Origin of the sequence: Exiguobacterium sp. s102 (assembly GCF_018618635.1) — a bacterium.
In the GTDB taxonomy this organism is placed as follows: domain Bacteria; phylum Bacillota; class Bacilli; order Exiguobacteriales; family Exiguobacteriaceae; genus Exiguobacterium_A; species Exiguobacterium_A oxidotolerans.
The window spans coordinates 62,913-78,622 of record NZ_JACSML010000006.1; the positions used below are offsets into that span (position 1 = coordinate 62,913).

15 protein-coding genes and 1 riboswitch are annotated in these 15,710 nt (G+C 47.0%); of the genes, 6 read left to right on the forward strand and 9 right to left on the reverse strand.

Translation table 11 applies throughout. The annotated features are described in order from the left end of the window. Nucleotides 1-105: 105 nt before the first annotated feature. The 6 genes from KNQ02_RS13180 to pta form a co-directional block, all read right to left on the reverse strand. Entirely contained in the window at nt 106-2,085 is a 1,980-nt protein-coding gene (locus tag KNQ02_RS13180; RefSeq protein ID WP_214808813.1) for a methyl-accepting chemotaxis protein, read from the reverse strand. Between the two features lie 186 nt (nt 2,086-2,271). Then, nucleotides 2,272-2,571 carry a rhodanese-like domain-containing protein gene (locus KNQ02_RS13185; protein ID WP_114597167.1) on the reverse strand — a complete coding sequence of 100 codons (300 nt, stop codon included), beginning with the start codon at nt 2,569-2,571 and terminating at the stop codon, nt 2,272-2,274. 94 nt (nt 2,572-2,665) lie between these two features. Next, a complete protein-coding gene (locus KNQ02_RS13190; protein ID WP_214808816.1) occupies nt 2,666-4,042 on the reverse strand; it encodes an amino acid permease in 1,377 nt (458 codons plus the stop codon). 223 nt (nt 4,043-4,265) lie between these two features. Further along, nucleotides 4,266-5,573 (reverse strand): nucleobase:cation symporter-2 family protein, encoded by a 1,308-nt coding sequence (locus tag KNQ02_RS13195; RefSeq protein ID WP_088836079.1) that lies wholly within the window; start codon nt 5,571-5,573, stop codon nt 4,266-4,268. Next, on the reverse strand, nt 5,570-6,154 hold the full coding sequence (locus KNQ02_RS13200) for a xanthine phosphoribosyltransferase (protein WP_214808820.1): 585 nt from the start codon (nt 6,152-6,154) through the stop codon (nt 5,570-5,572). Before KNQ02_RS13200 ends, KNQ02_RS13195 begins: the two co-directional genes overlap by 4 nt. 76 nt (nt 6,155-6,230) lie before the next feature. Next, nucleotides 6,231-6,330: riboswitch (purine riboswitch) on the reverse strand. A 59-nt stretch (nt 6,331-6,389) separates the two neighbouring features. After that, nucleotides 6,390-7,373 (reverse strand): phosphate acetyltransferase, encoded by a 984-nt coding sequence (pta, locus tag KNQ02_RS13205; RefSeq protein ID WP_251135087.1) that lies wholly within the window; start codon nt 7,371-7,373, stop codon nt 6,390-6,392. Nucleotides 7,374-7,717: 344 nt separating this feature from the next. On the opposite strand from pta, the gene hemQ reads away from it, so the two are divergent. Together hemQ and KNQ02_RS13215 are read left to right on the forward strand one after the other, a co-directional pair. Beyond that, a complete protein-coding gene (gene hemQ / locus KNQ02_RS13210) occupies nt 7,718-8,494 on the forward strand; it encodes a hydrogen peroxide-dependent heme synthase (RefSeq protein WP_214808823.1) in 777 nt (258 codons plus the stop codon). A 92-nt stretch (nt 8,495-8,586) separates the two neighbouring features. Continuing rightward, nucleotides 8,587-8,736, forward strand: coding sequence for a hypothetical protein (locus KNQ02_RS13215; protein ID WP_204251414.1), 150 nt, complete (start codon nt 8,587-8,589; stop codon nt 8,734-8,736). 340 nt (nt 8,737-9,076) lie between these two features. Here the strand turns inward: KNQ02_RS13215 and KNQ02_RS13220 are convergent, their stop codons facing one another. Together KNQ02_RS13220 and KNQ02_RS13225 are read right to left on the reverse strand one after the other, a co-directional pair. Continuing rightward, nucleotides 9,077-9,445, reverse strand: coding sequence for a DUF423 domain-containing protein (locus KNQ02_RS13220; RefSeq protein ID WP_029332361.1), 369 nt, complete (start codon nt 9,443-9,445; stop codon nt 9,077-9,079). A 2-nt stretch (nt 9,446-9,447) separates the two neighbouring features. Next, nucleotides 9,448-10,053, reverse strand: coding sequence for a trimeric intracellular cation channel family protein (locus tag KNQ02_RS13225; RefSeq protein ID WP_029332360.1), 606 nt, complete (start codon nt 10,051-10,053; stop codon nt 9,448-9,450). A gap of 165 nt (nt 10,054-10,218) precedes the next feature. Here KNQ02_RS13225 and KNQ02_RS13230 point away from each other — a divergent pair, with 165 nt between their 5' ends. The 4 genes from KNQ02_RS13230 (at nt 10,219) to KNQ02_RS13245 (ending at nt 14,652) form a co-directional block, all read left to right on the forward strand. Then, nucleotides 10,219-11,847, forward strand: a complete 1,629-nt coding sequence (locus KNQ02_RS13230; protein WP_214767680.1) for an ABC1 kinase family protein — start codon at nt 10,219-10,221, stop codon at nt 11,845-11,847. Nucleotides 11,848-11,979: 132 nt separating this feature from the next. Beyond that, nucleotides 11,980-12,831, forward strand: a complete 852-nt coding sequence (locus KNQ02_RS13235) for a GRP family sugar transporter (protein WP_214808871.1) — start codon at nt 11,980-11,982, stop codon at nt 12,829-12,831. A gap of 21 nt (nt 12,832-12,852) precedes the next feature. Continuing rightward, entirely contained in the window at nt 12,853-13,638 is a 786-nt protein-coding gene (locus tag KNQ02_RS13240) for a glucose 1-dehydrogenase (protein WP_214808826.1), read from the forward strand. Nucleotides 13,639-13,677: 39 nt separating this feature from the next. Then, on the forward strand, nt 13,678-14,652 hold the full coding sequence (locus KNQ02_RS13245; protein ID WP_214767678.1) for a cation diffusion facilitator family transporter: 975 nt from the start codon (nt 13,678-13,680) through the stop codon (nt 14,650-14,652). Between the two features lie 260 nt (nt 14,653-14,912). Here KNQ02_RS13245 and KNQ02_RS13250 read toward each other — a convergent pair whose 3' ends face one another. Next, a complete protein-coding gene (locus KNQ02_RS13250) occupies nt 14,913-15,659 on the reverse strand; it encodes a thermonuclease family protein (RefSeq protein WP_239456793.1) in 747 nt (248 codons plus the stop codon). Nucleotides 15,660-15,710: the final 51 nt, after the last annotated feature.

The following is a 15,710-nucleotide window of genomic DNA, read 5'->3' on the forward strand; positions in this document are numbered from 1 at the left end:
CTACACTTATATTTTTCCCGTTTTCCTATCGCTTCAAGCAAATTCACAATAAAAAAAGCGACTACGTCCAGCTCAGTTTCGCTGACGTAGTCGCCTTCATCTGGTTTAAACGCGGAATTGCGTCACCATTTCTTGTAGTTCTTCTGCCATATCCGACAATGCTTTCGCGGATTGCGAAATTTCTTCCATCGAACCGAGCTGTTCTTCCGTCGTCGTCGCAACACGTTCGGATGCTGTCGAATTTTCATCCGCAATATGAGCGATTTCCGTTGCCGAAGCCGACACTTCTTGGACGTTCGCCGCGATTTCTTCGACCGTCGCTGTGACATCTTCGATTCGTGGCGTCATCTCTTGTGTCCGTAACATAATTTTCTTGAAACGTTCCGCTGAATCTTCTGTCGTCTCAAGTCCGGCTTTCGTATGATGCGATACTTCTTTCATCAAGGAAACCGACCGTTCTGTTTCCTGCTTGATGTTTGTAATCAGGCCCGAAATTTGTTTTGTCGACTCTTGTGACTGTTCGGCTAGCTTCCGAACTTCACTCGCGACGACCGCAAATCCTTTGCCATTTTCGCCGGCCCGTGCTGCTTCGATCGCTGCATTCAAGGCAAGCAAGTTCGTTTGGGCTGCAATCCCGTTGATGACATCGACAATCTTTCCGATTTCGTTTGAGCGATGAGCCAAGGATTGAATGACTTCACCGAAGTTTTCGACCGATGCATCAATCGCTTTCATCTGTGTCACATTTTTCCCGACCGCAATCGTTCCGTCTTCTGCTTCGAGTGCTGTTGCCCGTGATAGCTCGGAGACGTTCGTCGAACTCTCTGCGATTCGCATGACACCTGACGTAATCGCTTGGAGTGATACAGCATTTCCTTCGAGTTGACGTTTCGAGTGGTCAGCACCTGCTGCCATCTGTTGGACGGAACCTGCGATTTGCTCGGAAGCTGCTGTCGTTTGCGCTGCGTTCGCCATCAATTCTTCTGAAGACGCCGCAACTTGCCCAATCGATTGATCGAGGTTCGTCACGATCGACCGGAGTGATGTGACCATGACATTAAAACTTTGGGCCACCTGACCGATTTCGTCATTGGATTCGACGATGACTTGCTCCGTCAAATCACCTTCTTTAATCCGATCGGCACTTTCCGTCAAACGACTTAACGGACGGAGGATCGAACGGAGAATAAAGTAGAGTAAGACAGCTGCTAACAAGAACGTTCCAGCGATAACGGCAAGCGTCGTCCAAAGAATGCCCGATGTTTCATTTGCAATTTCTTTATCGTACAGTGTTCCGGCGACTTTCCATCCCGTCAGACTGTTCGTCATATAGTCCATTTTCTTTCCTTGATTCTCAAACTCATAAGAAAACTGACCATTTTTTCCGGCATAAAGGGACGTGACCCAGTCTCCAGATGCCTTTTCTCCAGCCTTCTTCGTCGGATGTGTGACGAAATTCTTATTGGAATCGAGAATCGTGACATAACCTTCTTGACCGATTTTAACTTTTTTAGCAATTTCAGAAATTCGATCGACATCCACGTCGACAGCGATGACGCCACGTCCATTCCCACCCGTTTGTGAAAGGGTGACCATCATCTTCCCTGAAGCTGCGTCGACGTATGGATCAGTAATGACGACTTTCCCACCGGCGTCCTCTGCCGCCTGATACCACGGACGTTCTCGTGGATCATAGTCATCTTCAAATGACTGCTCCGGATAGATAGTCATATCACCTTCCGTCGTCGCGTAATAAATATTTGCTGCTTGCGGATGTGTATCGAGATATTCTGTCATCTTTTCTTTCAATGCTAAATTTTGTTTCCCTTTTTGATAGAGCATTCCATCAATCCGGTCCGCAAAGAACGCGACATCTCGTCGTACTGGATCAATGATATTGGTGATTTCATCGTTCATCCGGTCAACACCGGCATGCGCAGATTGCAGGATTTGATCTGTGATTTTCTGTTTCGCTTGATTGTATGCAACAAAACCAATCAATAACGATGGAATCAATAATAAGAGTAAAGATGTAATAATTAGTTTCTGCTTGATGCTAATCGTTCGTTTTTTTGTCTGTTCCATACATGACTCCTCTTCCCGATATGTAAACTCATTGTTCTAATCTATATATCGGTCAGAACGTGTCATTTTTCACAACTAAATGAAAAAGAAGGTAATCCATTTTCATGAATTACCTTCTTGGACTACCTATAAAGTGATGCGGAATAACTTCGCGAACAGAACGTTTGAGAAAAGAACACTATCGCTTTACGCTTCTTGATCGCCCTTCCAGTTCATCATCCCGCCTTCGACGTTGACGATGTCGTAGCCATACTGTTCGAGGAAACGTCCGACGTTCTCGCTGCGTCCACCTGCTTTGCAAATCAGGTAGTATGTTTCACCTTCTTGCAGCTCTGTATAGCGTTCACCGATTTCAGACATCGGTAAAAAACGGACGTTCGGGATATGACCCGCGTCGTATTCATCCTGCTCGCGCACGTCCACGACGTGAAGTGCTTCACCGGCTTCAAGCTTTTCTTGTAACTCATCGACATGGATTGTTTTCATCGTAAGTTCCTCCTCTTGTTTCATCTTTGTTCAGTGTAGCAAAATTGATGCCGAAACAGAACAAAAGAGACCGGCCGAAGCCGGTCTCCCTGATTCATTCCCCTGATGCCCGGTCGAACGAGCGTCGTGTCTGCTTATGCATCCCCCGCGCATAGTAGACCGCAATCAAAATCACATACCAAAGTGGTCCGACGATGAGCGCAATGCGCGTACTGGCATCAAACGCCATCAAGACGATGACGCCAGCCAGTGCGAGCAAGGCGATGTAGTTCGCGACCGGGAAAAATGGAACGCCGAATTCTGCCGTACCATAGACTTTCCGAGCCCGCATTTGCGAAATCAAAATCATCGCCCATGTCCAGACGGCTCCGAACGTCGCGATACTCGTCACGATCGCAAAAACGTTTTCCGGTAAGAAGTAGTTTAAGGCGACGCCGACGAGCAGCGCGATTCCTGAAAGAATCGTTGCGATTGCTGGGACTCCGTTCTTCGAAATCTTCGCGAACCGTTTTGGTGCTTCTTCATTTTGTGCCAGGTTCATCATCATCCGTGCCGTCGAGAAAATACCCGAGTTACATGACGACAATGCCGCTGTCAGGACAACGAAGTTGATAATGCCGGCAGCTGCCGGAATGCCCAGTTGATCAAATAGTAAGACAAATGGGCTACTGTTATTTTGTCCGACTTGATCCCATGGATAAATCGACAAGATGACGAATAGCGCACCGATGTAGAAAATCAAGATCCGTAAAAAGACGTTGTTGACTGCCTTACGAATCGTTTTCTTCGGATTTTTAGCTTCCCCAGCTGTGACCCCAATCACTTCAATGCCTAAGAACGCAAACATGACCATTTGCATCGCCAGCAGGACTCCCCCGAATCCGTTTGGCAAAAATCCACCATGCGACCAAAGATTAGAAATCCCGACCGGTGTACCCCCGTTGCCAAGTCCGACGACAATCGTCAATGTCCCAAGAATAATCATCGCAACAATCGCGACAATCTTAATCAAGGCGAACCAAAATTCGAATTCGCCATAAAATTTGACGGCAATGAAATTAATGCTCGTCATAAGTAGTAATGCTGCAAGCGCCCAAATCCAGCGTTCCGACTGCGGGAACCATTCCTGCATATAAATTCCGACTGCTGTGATTTCTGCCATACATGTAAAAATCCACAGAAGCCAATAATTCCACCCGGTCAAAAATCCAGCGAGTGGACTGACATATTTCCGGGCGTATTCAGCAAAGCTTCCCGCCACCGGTTCACGTACCGCGAGCTCCCCAAGTGCCCGCATGATGATGAAGATGATGATACCGCCGATTAAATAACCAATCAGAATCCCTGGTCCTGCCAACTGAATGGCTTTTGCCGAGCCTAGGAAAAGTCCAACGCCGATTGCCGCCCCCAGCGACATCAACGTAATATGACGCTCTTCCAGTCCCCGATTTAGCTCTGTCTGTTGCTTCATTTGTACGACGTCCTTCCTGTCTCTCTATCGTTCTTAGCAGTTCCCCAAACCGCTACGTTGTCAGTATAAAGAAGAGGTGTCTGATTTGTAAACGTTTTCAAGTGAGATTTACCACTTTCTTCCCATACTCGAAATATTCTGATTTGTGTAACGTTCTCTCATCACAAAAAAGAGACCTCCATCCGAAGATGCAGGTCTGCTCGTAACACAATCGTTCTACTATTTACTCAGCTTTTGCGAATTGTTCGTCTTCTGTACGCTGCTTGCGATCAGCCAAACGGAACAAACCATTGAGAAGCAATGCCGTCAACGAACCGGCGACAATCGGACTATCCGTCAAAACGCGGATTTGTTCCGGTAAACCGGACACGATCGCCGGGTTCATACTGATGCCGAGTCCGACGCCAAGCGATAAGGCGACTGTCAAGACGTGGTCGTTTTTTGCGAAGTCGACGCGAGACAGAATCCGAATTCCGCTTGCTGCAACCGTCCCAAACATGATGAGCATTGCCCCACCAAGTACTGGTTTCGGAATCAGTGTCGTAAAGGTGGCGACTTTCGGCAAGAAACCGAGGATGACTAAAAACAACCCGGCAAAGATGATGACCTTTCGTGTTTTGACGCCCGTCAGTTGAACAAGCCCGACATTTTGACTGTAGGTCGTGTATGGAAAACTGTTGAAAATCCCGCCGATGATTGTCGCAGCACCCTCTGCCCGGTAACCGCGTGCTAAGTCTTGCTTCGAGAGTTTTTTATCCGTGATTTCACCAAGCGTCAAGAAGACGCCTGTCGATTCAACCATTGAGACGAGACCAACGAGCGTCATCGTCAAAATCGCCGTGATATTAAACGTCGGTGCACCAAAGTAAAACGGTGTAATCATTTGGAACCACGAGGCGTCAGCGACTGGACTAAAATCAATCATCCCCATGCCGAATGCGACAAGTGTTCCGATGAGTACCGCAATCAAGACAGCGGCTGCCTTCGAAAAAACGGTGCCGTACCGATTTAAAATCAAGATTAAAGCAATCGTTAATCCGGCGAGACCGAGGTATCGGAAGTCACCAAAATCTTTAACGCCTTGTCCGCCACCGATATCATTGATGGCTGCCGGAATGAGTGATATTCCGATGATCGTCACGACGGATCCGAGCACGACCGGTGGAAATAAAATCGCAATCCGGCTAAAGAGTCCGGAAATCAATAAAATGATGATGCCGCTTGCGATTAATGCGCCGTAAATCGCCGTGATGCCCTGCAGGCTACCGATCGCAATCATCGGTCCGACTGCCGTGAACGTACATCCGAGCACGACCGGCAGTCCGACACCGGTATACTTCGTGACGAACACTTGGAGTAACGTCGCGATTCCACACATGAATAGGTCAATCGCGACAAGATACGCGAGGCCTTCTCCGGATAGTCCGATTGCACTGCCGACGATCAACGGAACGATGGCTGCTCCTGTATACATGGCGAGGACATGTTGGAGTCCGAGTCCTGCCGCTTTAAAATTCGATAAGGATTTCATACGTTCACCGAGCGGACGAACGTCGCTTTCCCGTTCTCTAATTTTTCAATTCGCGCGAGCGATTCAACACGGAATCCTGCATCAAGTAACTTCTCTCGCCCCGGTTGGAATGATTTTTCGATCACGATTCCGATACCGACGACTTCTGCTCCTGCCTGCTCGACTAATTTAGCAAGACCGAACGCCGCTTCCCCGTTCGCTAAAAAGTCATCGATGATCAGCACACGTTCACCTTGCTGTAAGTACTTTTCAGCGACTGTGATCGTACTCGTCTGCTGTTTCGTAAACGAGTAGACTTCTGCTGAAATCGTTCCTTCGTTTAACGTCAGCGACTTCGTTTTTCGTGCATAGACCATCGGTACACCGAGACGAAGCGCCGTCATCATCGCCGGTGCGATTCCACCTGCTTCAATCGTTAAAATCCGCGTAATGCCTGCGTCTTGAAACCGATTCATGAATTCATAAGCAATTTCCCACATCAATGTCGGATCGACTTGATGGTTAAGGAATGCATCGACTTTCAAGACTTGATCGGACAGGACGATTCCTTCTTTGTTAATCATTTCTTCTAAACGTTTCATAGCTGAGTTCTCCTTTATTGACGAAAAAAAACGTACAGCGCTACCCCCGGGGGCAGCCACTGTACGCCAAAAAAGAGAGCAGTAACTCACCACCCGTAGTCGGATCGTTACGGCGATCCGGTAGAGACTCGTGGGCCAATTCCCACTATTATACGAGCGTTGCTATACGTTTATGATTCGTGCATGATGTGTTTCATTTTACGATGTTCTCTGAAAAAGTAAAGACTTTTCCGTTTTATGCGTTTGCTTCAACTGCTTGAGCTGCCGTGATGATCGCAAGTTTGTAGACATCTTCTTCGTTACATCCACGTGAAAGATCGTTGACCGGTTTGTTGAGACCTTGGAGAATCGGTCCGATCGCTTCGAATCCACCAAGACGTTGTGCGATTTTGTAGCCGATGTTTCCTGACTCAAGGCTTGGGAAGATGAAGACGTTGGCTTGACCGGCAACATCTGATTCTGGTGCTTTTGATTTTGCGACGCTCGGGACGAACGCTGCATCAAATTGTAATTCTCCATCGATTGCAAGTTCAGGCGCACGTTCTTTTGCGAGACGTGTTGCTTCGACGACGCGTTCTGTTTCAGGTGATTTTGCTGAACCTTTTGTCGAGAAGCTGAGCAATGCCACTTTCGGCTCGATGCCGAATGTTTTTGCTGTTTTTGCTGATGCGATTGCATTTTCTGCTAAGTCGTTTGCGTCAGGTGCGATATTGATTGCGCAGTCAGCGAAGACATACTGCTCATCATCGCGAACCATGATGAAGACACCCGATGTTTTCTTATAGCCTTCTTGCATTTTGATGATTTGAAGTGCCGGGCGGACTGTATCGCCAGTCGCGTGCATCGCACCCGAGACGAGACCTGCTGCTTTACCTGTATGCACGAGCATCGTTCCGAATGTGTTGACGTCCTTTAAGATGACTTCACGTGCTTGTTCTTCTGTCGCTTTTCCTTTACGGCGCTCGACGAATGAAGCAACAAGTTCTTCCATCGCATCGTACGAAGTCGGGTCGATTGTTTCAAGATCCGTTACGTCGATTCCGTTCGCCGACGCCGTCTCTTCAATCTTCACGCGTGGTCCGATAACGACTGGTGTGACGAGACCATCTTTTTTCAGGCGGACAGCAGCACCAAGAACACGTGCGTCGATTCCTTCTGGGAAAACGATTGATGGTTGGTGTGCTTTTACTTTTGTCTCAAGCATTTCGAATAATTGCATGATTTTCTCTCCTTTTATGTCAATCAAGTGTCGGTTTCTATTCCTTATACATTCCATCGTTCATTATACACAGTTCTGTTTCGTTATTAAAACAATTTGCAAAAAACTTCTTTTACCCATTACACGGAGCGATTTTTTATCACTATTACAGTTATTTCTAGGAATAGTACAGAAGGCGCTTAACGCGTTTTAGCACACCCTTTTACTTCATACCCCGATTCGTGTTACTTCATGTCTCTATCCCTAATGAGAGACGGTTGTTTTGTTGCGATGAACCGTCCGATCTATGATAAGATTAGCAATGGAGAATGTACTTTTCATTATAGATTTCAGGAGGTTTTTTCATGGAACATCAAACATCAGAACCAACTGCTACACAGCAAGCCGCCGAAACACTCGACGGTTGGTATACATTACATGATTTCCGCCGGATTGACTGGTCGCGCTTAAAACAAGTCGAAACAACTGTCCGGACGGAAATGATCAACGAGTTCCAAACGTTCTTAGCTGAGCTCGGACAAGTCGAAGAACAAAAAGAAGGCAGTCATGCCCTCTATACGATCATCGGTCAAAAAGCAGATCTCGTTTTGATGGTCCTTCGTCCGACAATGGAAGACATCCAAGCCGTCGAAGTGAAGATGCAAAAACTCGACTTATATGACTATCTCATCCCGACATATTCATATGTCTCCGTCGTCGAACTCGGCACATACCGTGGATCTGGCGAAGGGAACCCGTATGAGAACCCGTATGTACGCGACCGTCTCTATCCAATCTTGCCAAAATCGAAGCACATCTGTTTCTATCCGATGAGTAAATCTCGTCGCGATGGCGATAACTGGTACACGCTTTCGATGGAGAAACGGAAAGAGCTCATGTACCGTCATGGTATGATCGGACGGAGCTACGCTGGGAAGATTCAACAGATTATCGGTGGATCAACTGGCTTTGACGATTGGGAATGGGGCGTCACCTTGTTCGCGAATGATATCCTCCAGTTCAAAAAAATCGTCTATGAAATGCGTTTTGACGAAGTGAGTGCAAAATACGGTGAATTCGGTGAGTTCTTCATCGGCAACCGTCTTGAGTCAAGCGAGCTCGAAACACATTTCGCGCTTTAATATGCTAAAAGACGTTTCATAGAAAAACCCTATGGGAATATACTCTTTGCGGCCATAAAAGATGTACGTTTTATACGTTAAGGAGGAATGATATGGGGAATGCTATGAACCGGTCAACGCGATCGCGTGAGTTGCAATTCGCTGTGCTTTCAAAAGAGCTAAAGCCAGTCGCACAACGTGTACTGGATCGCTATGAGCAAGCATTATCGAAGTTAAATAAAACACAACCAATAAAGCATTGAGGCAGTTGCTTCAATCGTAATCGGTCAAGAGGCAGTGATGTCTCTTGACCGTTTTTTTTATTTCGATGGCGTAATCGTCGTAAAAAGACAAAAAAAAGAGAGTGGATATACATCCACTCCCAGTGTGTAGACAAACTTTGAACATGCGATATCGGGAGGCAAAACCCTGCTCGTTTTCCGTGAGGATCAAGGAGCAACGGCTTGCGCCTCGCCCGAGGAAAGCAACGAAAAAAGACGCTTTCAACTCCCGCTAGCACGTTGTCTACATCCTAAGAGAGTGGCTATAAAATCCACTCCCTTACTTTCGTTTAACGACCAACTTTTCAAGTCAGTCGATGGATCATAATCCCTTATACGCACCAATCGCAACAAAAATCCATGCTGCGATGAACAGAACGCCGCCAATCGGTGTGATTGCACCGAGTTTTGTAATCCCTGTCAGCGCCATGACATATAAGCTGCCGGAGAAGAAGACGATTCCGGCGAGCATCAACCAACCTGCAAGCGAAAATTGTGAAATCGAAACTTTCAGTAACATGCCACCGAGTGCCAAAATCCCAAGTGAGTGCACCATCTGATAGAGGACACCCGTCTGCCAGTTCGCAAGCATCCGCTCAGATAACATATCTTTTAGCGCATGCGCTCCGAACGCACCGAGTGCGACCGCTACCATCATCGACAAAGAACCAATCATGATTAATACTTTCATTTTCATTCTCCCCCTAAACGTCGTGCCGGTAAATTCCATTCATAATAATAAGATAGCATACGTAAAATCGTAATGAGTCCCAGTAATGTGAACAAATGCAGAGGATTCGTCAGTTGGAACCGATCGATGACGAGCGCGGCCATGACGGCCCACATCGCATAGATTTCCTTATGCAGGACAAGCGGTTTGCGTCCGGCGAGTAAATCCCGGATGACACCACCGCCGACACCCGTTAAAACAGCTGCTGAAATCGTTGCTGAAAGAGGTAAGCCTTTTGCAGATGCCATGAGTGCACCCTGGATCGCAAATGCGGATAAACCGAGTGCATCGGCGAGCACGCCCCACCGTGACCAATGTGGTAAAAATAATTGTGGTAAAACAAAGATTAATAATGCGACTAAAATCGCGATCAAGAACAATCCGCCTTGCGACCAAAGTGCCGAGACGGGTACACCAATCAACAAGTTCCGGATTGCACCGCCTCCGAACGCCGTAATCAATGCCAATAACCAAACCCCAAACAAATCATATTTTTCTTCCATCGCGACGATCGCGCCACTCATCGCAAATGCGACCGTTCCGATGATATTTAATAAGTCCCAGGACATGCACACATTTCACCTTTCCACATTGAAATTCCATTACTTACTATACTCTCTTTTTGCGTCGCGTCCACCTTATTTTTACGATTCTTTTTTCAGCCGTTTGTAAGTGACGTTTTTAGGTAAAGTAACCTATACTGAAACAAACTGTACAGGAAGCTAGGTGACCGTATGAAACGTTGGGCGCTCTACCGGATTTTCGTCATCGTGACGATGTTCGCTCGTTATATTTGGACTATCTATCGATTCACCCGGAAAAACCGACCAGGTACGAATACTGAAGAATTCGAGCGCATCATGATCACGATTGCGCGTGATTATAAGAAGAAAGCACTGCGTCTCGAAGGACTCCTGATTAAACTCGGGCAGTTTTTATCGATTCGTGCCGACTTATTCCCACCAACCGTTTTAATGGAGTTAACTGAACTCGTCGATAAGGTCCCATCGAGCAAACTCGGGGAATCTCGAAAAATCATCGAGGAAGACTGGGGCATGCCGATCGAAGACGTCGTCGATAATATCAGTCCTCGCCCCATCGCATCTGCTTCAATCGGAGAAGTATATAGTGCGACACTCAAATCGAACGGGCGAAAAGTCGCAATCAAAGTCCAGCGTCCTAACATCGAACGAATCATTAAAACGGATTTCCGCGCGATGCGTCTCGTCATCGCGATGCTTCGACGGACGTCACTCAATAAATCGACCGATCTCCAAAGTCTTTATCGCCAAATGGTCTTCGTCATCGGAGATGAACTGAATTATCGGACCGAATTAAAAAATGGTCTCTACTTTAAAAAGATGTATGAAACGAACCCTGTCATCTACATTCCAGACTATTATGAAGAACACTGTACGAATCGCGTCTTGATGATGGAGTGGATTGACGGTACACGGATCACGGACCTCGAGTTTTTAGCAGAACATCAAATCGATCGTGACGAACTCGCGCGTAACCTCTTCCTGAATGCGGGTGAACAGTTGCTGTTCGGCGGGAAATTTCATGCCGATCCCCACCCGGGCAACGTCCTCGTCCAGGCAGACGGAAAAATCGTTCTGCTCGACTTCGGGATGATCGGTGCGACGACCCCGGACGACATGCGGGCGATTCAAGGAATCTTACAGTCGTTCGTCACACTCGATTACGATGCAATCGTCGACGGTCTGGAAGACTTACGTTTCTTATTACCGAACGCCAACAAACAAAATATCCGTCAAGCGATTGAAAAAGCCGTCAACTTTTACCTTGAAAGCGACATGGAGAACGTCGATACGAAATTAATTGAAAAAGTACTGTCTGATATTGAATTACTCGTTCGGAATGAACCGATTCAATTACCGGCCGAGTTTGCCTTTTTCGGTCGTGCCGCTTCGACGATCCTAGGTATCCTGCAAATCCTCTCACCAAAAATTAACTTGCTTGAACTTGCTAAACCGATGGTCCGCCGTTGGCTGGACGAAGAAGGGAAAAACCAGAATCGTTACTTACAGATTGCAGGGTCTTACGGCGCACGTCTTCTCGCCTTTCCTCGCCTAGTCAATGATGCCCTCAGTGAACCAACACGCTGGCGGTTGTTCGAACAGCAAAAATTTTCACGCGTCGCGAATATGGAATCTCTTAAAATTCGTCAGTGGACCAGTTCACTCGTCGGAATCGTCAGCTTACCTGTCAGTTACGGTGGCTATTTCTTAAGTCAGTATGACTTGATGGGGATTTCTTTAACGATTGCTGTCGTCGCCCTCTGGAACGCTCGACGAATCGGACGACACATCGTCCGCATCGCTGACGAACCCTTTAAATAATAATTTTCACGTCCCATTCGTGGGGCGTTTTTTATTTTAAGATAATATTCGTTAGCCATTAGAGGTTTTTCGGCGGGATTCCCGGGGTACATCTTCAAGTAGATAGAACAAATGGAAGAGGTGAATCACTTGATTGATATTTTAATTGCCATCGTTCCTGCATTGATGTGGGGGACGTTGCCTCTCGTCGTTTCAAAAATCGGCGGTTCAACAGAACAACAAATTATCGGGACAACACTCGGTGCGTTAGCATTCGCCCTCGTGACGTTCTTATTTATCAGTCCAGAACTGTCGATGACGGCCTGGGTTGCCGGTCTTTTCTCCGGTGCTTTTTGGGCACTTGGTCAAATGAACCAATTTGCTGCTTTTAAACAAATGGGTGTTTCGAAAACGATGCCGATTTCGACCGGGATGCAACTCGTCGGAACATCCTTGTTTGGCGTCCTCGCTTTTGGTGAATGGTCAAATACATCCGCACTTATTCTTGGAATTAGCGCTTTAGTACTGATTGTCGCCGGTGCTGCTTTTACATCGTATAAAGAAGATAAGAGCAAGAAGGATGAAAACATCGGAAAAGGATTGCTTCTACTCGTCATCTCGACGATTGGTTATGTCGGCTATGTCGTCATCGCCCGTTGGTTCAACATCAATGGTTGGGAAGCCGTTTTACCACAAGCAATCGGGATGGTCGTCAGCGCCATTTTACTTTCATTACGCAAAGGGAATTTGTTTGCGAAACAGACGTTCACAAATGGCCTTGCCGGTATCATGTGGGCTGTTGGGAATATTGCCCTATTGCTCGCAACGGCACGTGTCGGCGTCGCAACAAGCTTTTCGTTATCACAAACCGGTGTCGTCATCTCGACAATCGGCGGCGTTCTGTTCTTGAAAGAAGCTAAAACGAAAAAAGAAATGACGTTCGTTATCATCGGCTGTACTCTCGTCGTAGCGGGCGGTATCATGATCGGGTTTACAAAACAATAATCTAAAAGGGAGTCGATTTTCATGTATAATAGTCTAAACGGAAAAGTAGCTATCGTCACAGGCGGTTCAATGGGAATTGGCGAAGCCGTCGTCCGCCGTTACGCGGAAGAAGGTACAAAGGTCGTCATCAACTATCGGAGCCACCCGGAAGAAGCGAATCAGATTGCTGAAGACATCAAGCAAGCCGGTGGAGAAGCCATTACGATTCAAGCTGACGTATCGAAAGAGGACGACATGATTCGTCTTGTTAAAGAAACAGTTGACCACTTTGGTCGACTCGATATCTTCGTCAACAATGCCGGTGTCGAAATGCCATCACCGTCGCACGAAATGTCCCTCGAAGACTGGCAAAAAGTCATTGATGTCAACTTAACCGGTTCATTCCTCGGCGCACGTGAAGCCTTGAAATACTTTGTCGAGAACGACATTAAAGGGAACATTATCAATATGTCGAGCGTTCACGAAATCATTCCATGGCCAACATTTGTTCACTATGCGGCAAGTAAAGGTGGCGTCAAACTGATGACGCAGACGCTCGCGATGGAGTACGCACCAAAAGGCATTCGAATCAATGCGATTGGGCCGGGAGCGATCAACACACCAATCAATGCAGAGAAATTTGAAGACCCGGAACAACGTAAAGAAGTCGAAAGCATGATTCCAATGGGGAACATCGGGAAGCCTGAAGAAATTTCCGCTGTCGCTGCATGGCTTGCTTCTGACGAATCCAGTTACGTGACCGGCATCACACTATTTGCAGACGGTGGCATGTCACTTTATCCATCATTCCAAGCAGGACGCGGTTAATTCCGCTTTCCTGCTTTTTTAAAAGGAGAGGATCACACTATGGCCAACTTTTTCTCACTAATGAGGCGTGGTAACAAATCTGCTTTAGCTGCCGCTATCGTCAATACGATTATTGCCATTATTAAATTCATCGCTTATATCTTAACCGGTAACATCGCCATGTTCGCAGAAATGATGCATACGATCGGTGACGCTGCCAATCAAATGTTCGTTTATGTCGGATCTGCGTTAAGTAAAAAAGCACCAACAAAACGATTCCCGAATGGATTCGGTCGACTCGTCAATCTCGTCCTGCTCGCAGCAATTATCGTCGTCGCCATTTTAGCGTATGAGACGATCCGTGAAGGCGTGTTGCATATTCTACATGCTCCAGGAGAAGAAACAAGCGGACTGTGGATCATCTTAACAGCGCTTGGAATCGGCGTTGTCCTTGAAATGGGTGTCTTTTATAAAGCGATGATTGAAATCGCTCATGAAACCGGTCTGAAATCGCGTGGATTCACGCTCGTTCGCGAAAGTTTCTCGAAGCTTGGACAAGCAAAACCAGCGACGCGACTCGTCTTTATGGAAGACTTAGTTGCGACACTAGGTGGTCTCATCGCCATTATCGCCGTCCTCATTTCGCACTATACATCGTTTTATCAAGCAGAAGGGATTGCTTCTGTTTTAATCGGATTGATGATGTTTTACGTCGTCTATAACGTCTTCATTCAAAATGCAGCCGGTGCGCTCGGTGAAACTGATGAAGTCTTGACGGCAAAAATCGCAGAGATTTTACTCCGTGATAAAGATGTCCGTGATATCGAAAAACTTGAAGTCATCAAAGAGGGCGATCATTTCCACGTTGATCTTGAAATCGAAGTCGACCGTGGCATGACAATCGCGCAAGCCGATGACATCAAAGACCGTCTCGAACTGCAAATCCGGATTTTAAAAGGCGTGACCGACGTCACGATTGCCTTTGATGAGGATGATCAAATTCCGCATTATAAACCCTCCCCGCCTTCAGAATAAGAGGGAGTAACCACAAACAGTGGGCACCTGTTAGGGTGTCTCAGACTGTAGACAACGTGCTATCGGGAGATACGCGTGCTTCCCTAGGGCGAGGCGGACATGCAGACCGTTTAGAAAACGCCGATGATTCCATGAAAAACGGGATCATCGGCGTTTCGTGCGTACAGGACGGAACCGTCCGTCATGAGTTTGAGTTTGAAGCGCCTTTAACATCGGCCCCTTCAGACAATAAAGGACAAACTCTCATGGGGCGTGCATCATTAATTCGCAGCGCGTCGAAAACCCGCTTGTTTCGCTTCCTGTTCGCTACAGAACATTTCCTCTGGCTTGACGTCCTCGTATGAACGACCGCCTCTGACATGATAAATCTTGTTCCCTTGCCGGTTGATATTTCCTTTGATGTCTTCACACTGACCTTTTGCAGAAGAAGTCGATTCCTTCGTCAAGACCGTTTCGTCAAATCCACGATTCGTCGCATAGCCTTCCGTTTCCCAAATGCCTTTTTTCGCTGCTTTTGCTTCTTGTTCAATGTCTTCGAACGTTTTGACATACCGCGTATCCGGTTCGTACACATAGGCGACACGCGCAAGCCCTTGACGTAACAGCTCTTGATTAACCATCTTGCCATCAATCCAGACGTACGCTAGGAGACGACCGTAACGATCCGCCTTTGAGTGATCTCGCTCGATGACGATTTTGCTCCCTTTCGGTAAGAGGTCTTTCGTAAAGCTTGAAGCTTCCGGTCCGAACGGTTGAACCGGTTTTTCCGGGTTTACCGTTTCTGGCGTATCGATTAACAAAAAACGGACGTCTTCAATCTTCCCATCCGGTAACCGGACTTTAATTGTATCCCCGTCGACGACCCGCTCGACGGTCACTTGTGTGGCCTTTGTATCATCCGGTTGTGCGATACCGAACTTCGTTTCTGTTTCCGGATCTGCCTCTAAGGCACAGCCTGTACTGAATACTAGTCCGACTAGCATCAATGCCTTCATCCAAAACTTCATCATGCTCCTCCTTTTTGTTAGTGAGCCCGTCCATTCAAAAAACGCCGACCT

Bases quoted from the DNA above. Each gene is read 5' to 3' on its own strand.
- KNQ02_RS13180 (WP_214808813.1), bottom strand. From the start codon at position 2,085: ATGGAACAGACAAAAAAACGAACGATTAGCATCAAGCAGAAACTAATT.
- KNQ02_RS13185 (WP_114597167.1), bottom strand. From the start codon at position 2,571: ATGAAAACAATCCATGTCGATGAGTTACAAGAAAAGCTTGAAGCCGGT.
- KNQ02_RS13190 (WP_214808816.1), bottom strand. From the start codon at position 4,042: ATGAAGCAACAGACAGAGCTAAATCGGGGACTGGAAGAGCGTCATATT.
- KNQ02_RS13195 (WP_088836079.1), bottom strand. From the start codon at position 5,573: ATGAAATCCTTATCGAATTTTAAAGCGGCAGGACTCGGACTCCAACAT.
- KNQ02_RS13200 (WP_214808820.1), bottom strand. From the start codon at position 6,154: ATGAAACGTTTAGAAGAAATGATTAACAAAGAAGGAATCGTCCTGTCC.
- pta (WP_251135087.1), bottom strand. From the start codon at position 7,373: ATGCAATTATTCGAAATGCTTGAGACAAAAGTAAAAGCACACCAACCA.
- hemQ (WP_214808823.1), top strand. From the start codon at position 7,718: ATGGAACATCAAACATCAGAACCAACTGCTACACAGCAAGCCGCCGAA.
- KNQ02_RS13215 (WP_204251414.1), top strand. From the start codon at position 8,587: ATGGGGAATGCTATGAACCGGTCAACGCGATCGCGTGAGTTGCAATTC.
- KNQ02_RS13220 (WP_029332361.1), bottom strand. From the start codon at position 9,445: ATGAAAGTATTAATCATGATTGGTTCTTTGTCGATGATGGTAGCGGTC.
- KNQ02_RS13225 (WP_029332360.1), bottom strand. From the start codon at position 10,053: ATGTCCTGGGACTTATTAAATATCATCGGAACGGTCGCATTTGCGATG.
- KNQ02_RS13230 (WP_214767680.1), top strand. From the start codon at position 10,219: ATGAAACGTTGGGCGCTCTACCGGATTTTCGTCATCGTGACGATGTTC.
- KNQ02_RS13240 (WP_214808826.1), top strand. From the start codon at position 12,853: ATGTATAATAGTCTAAACGGAAAAGTAGCTATCGTCACAGGCGGTTCA.
- KNQ02_RS13245 (WP_214767678.1), top strand. From the start codon at position 13,678: ATGGCCAACTTTTTCTCACTAATGAGGCGTGGTAACAAATCTGCTTTA.
- KNQ02_RS13250 (WP_239456793.1), bottom strand. From the start codon at position 15,659: ATGAAGTTTTGGATGAAGGCATTGATGCTAGTCGGACTAGTATTCAGT.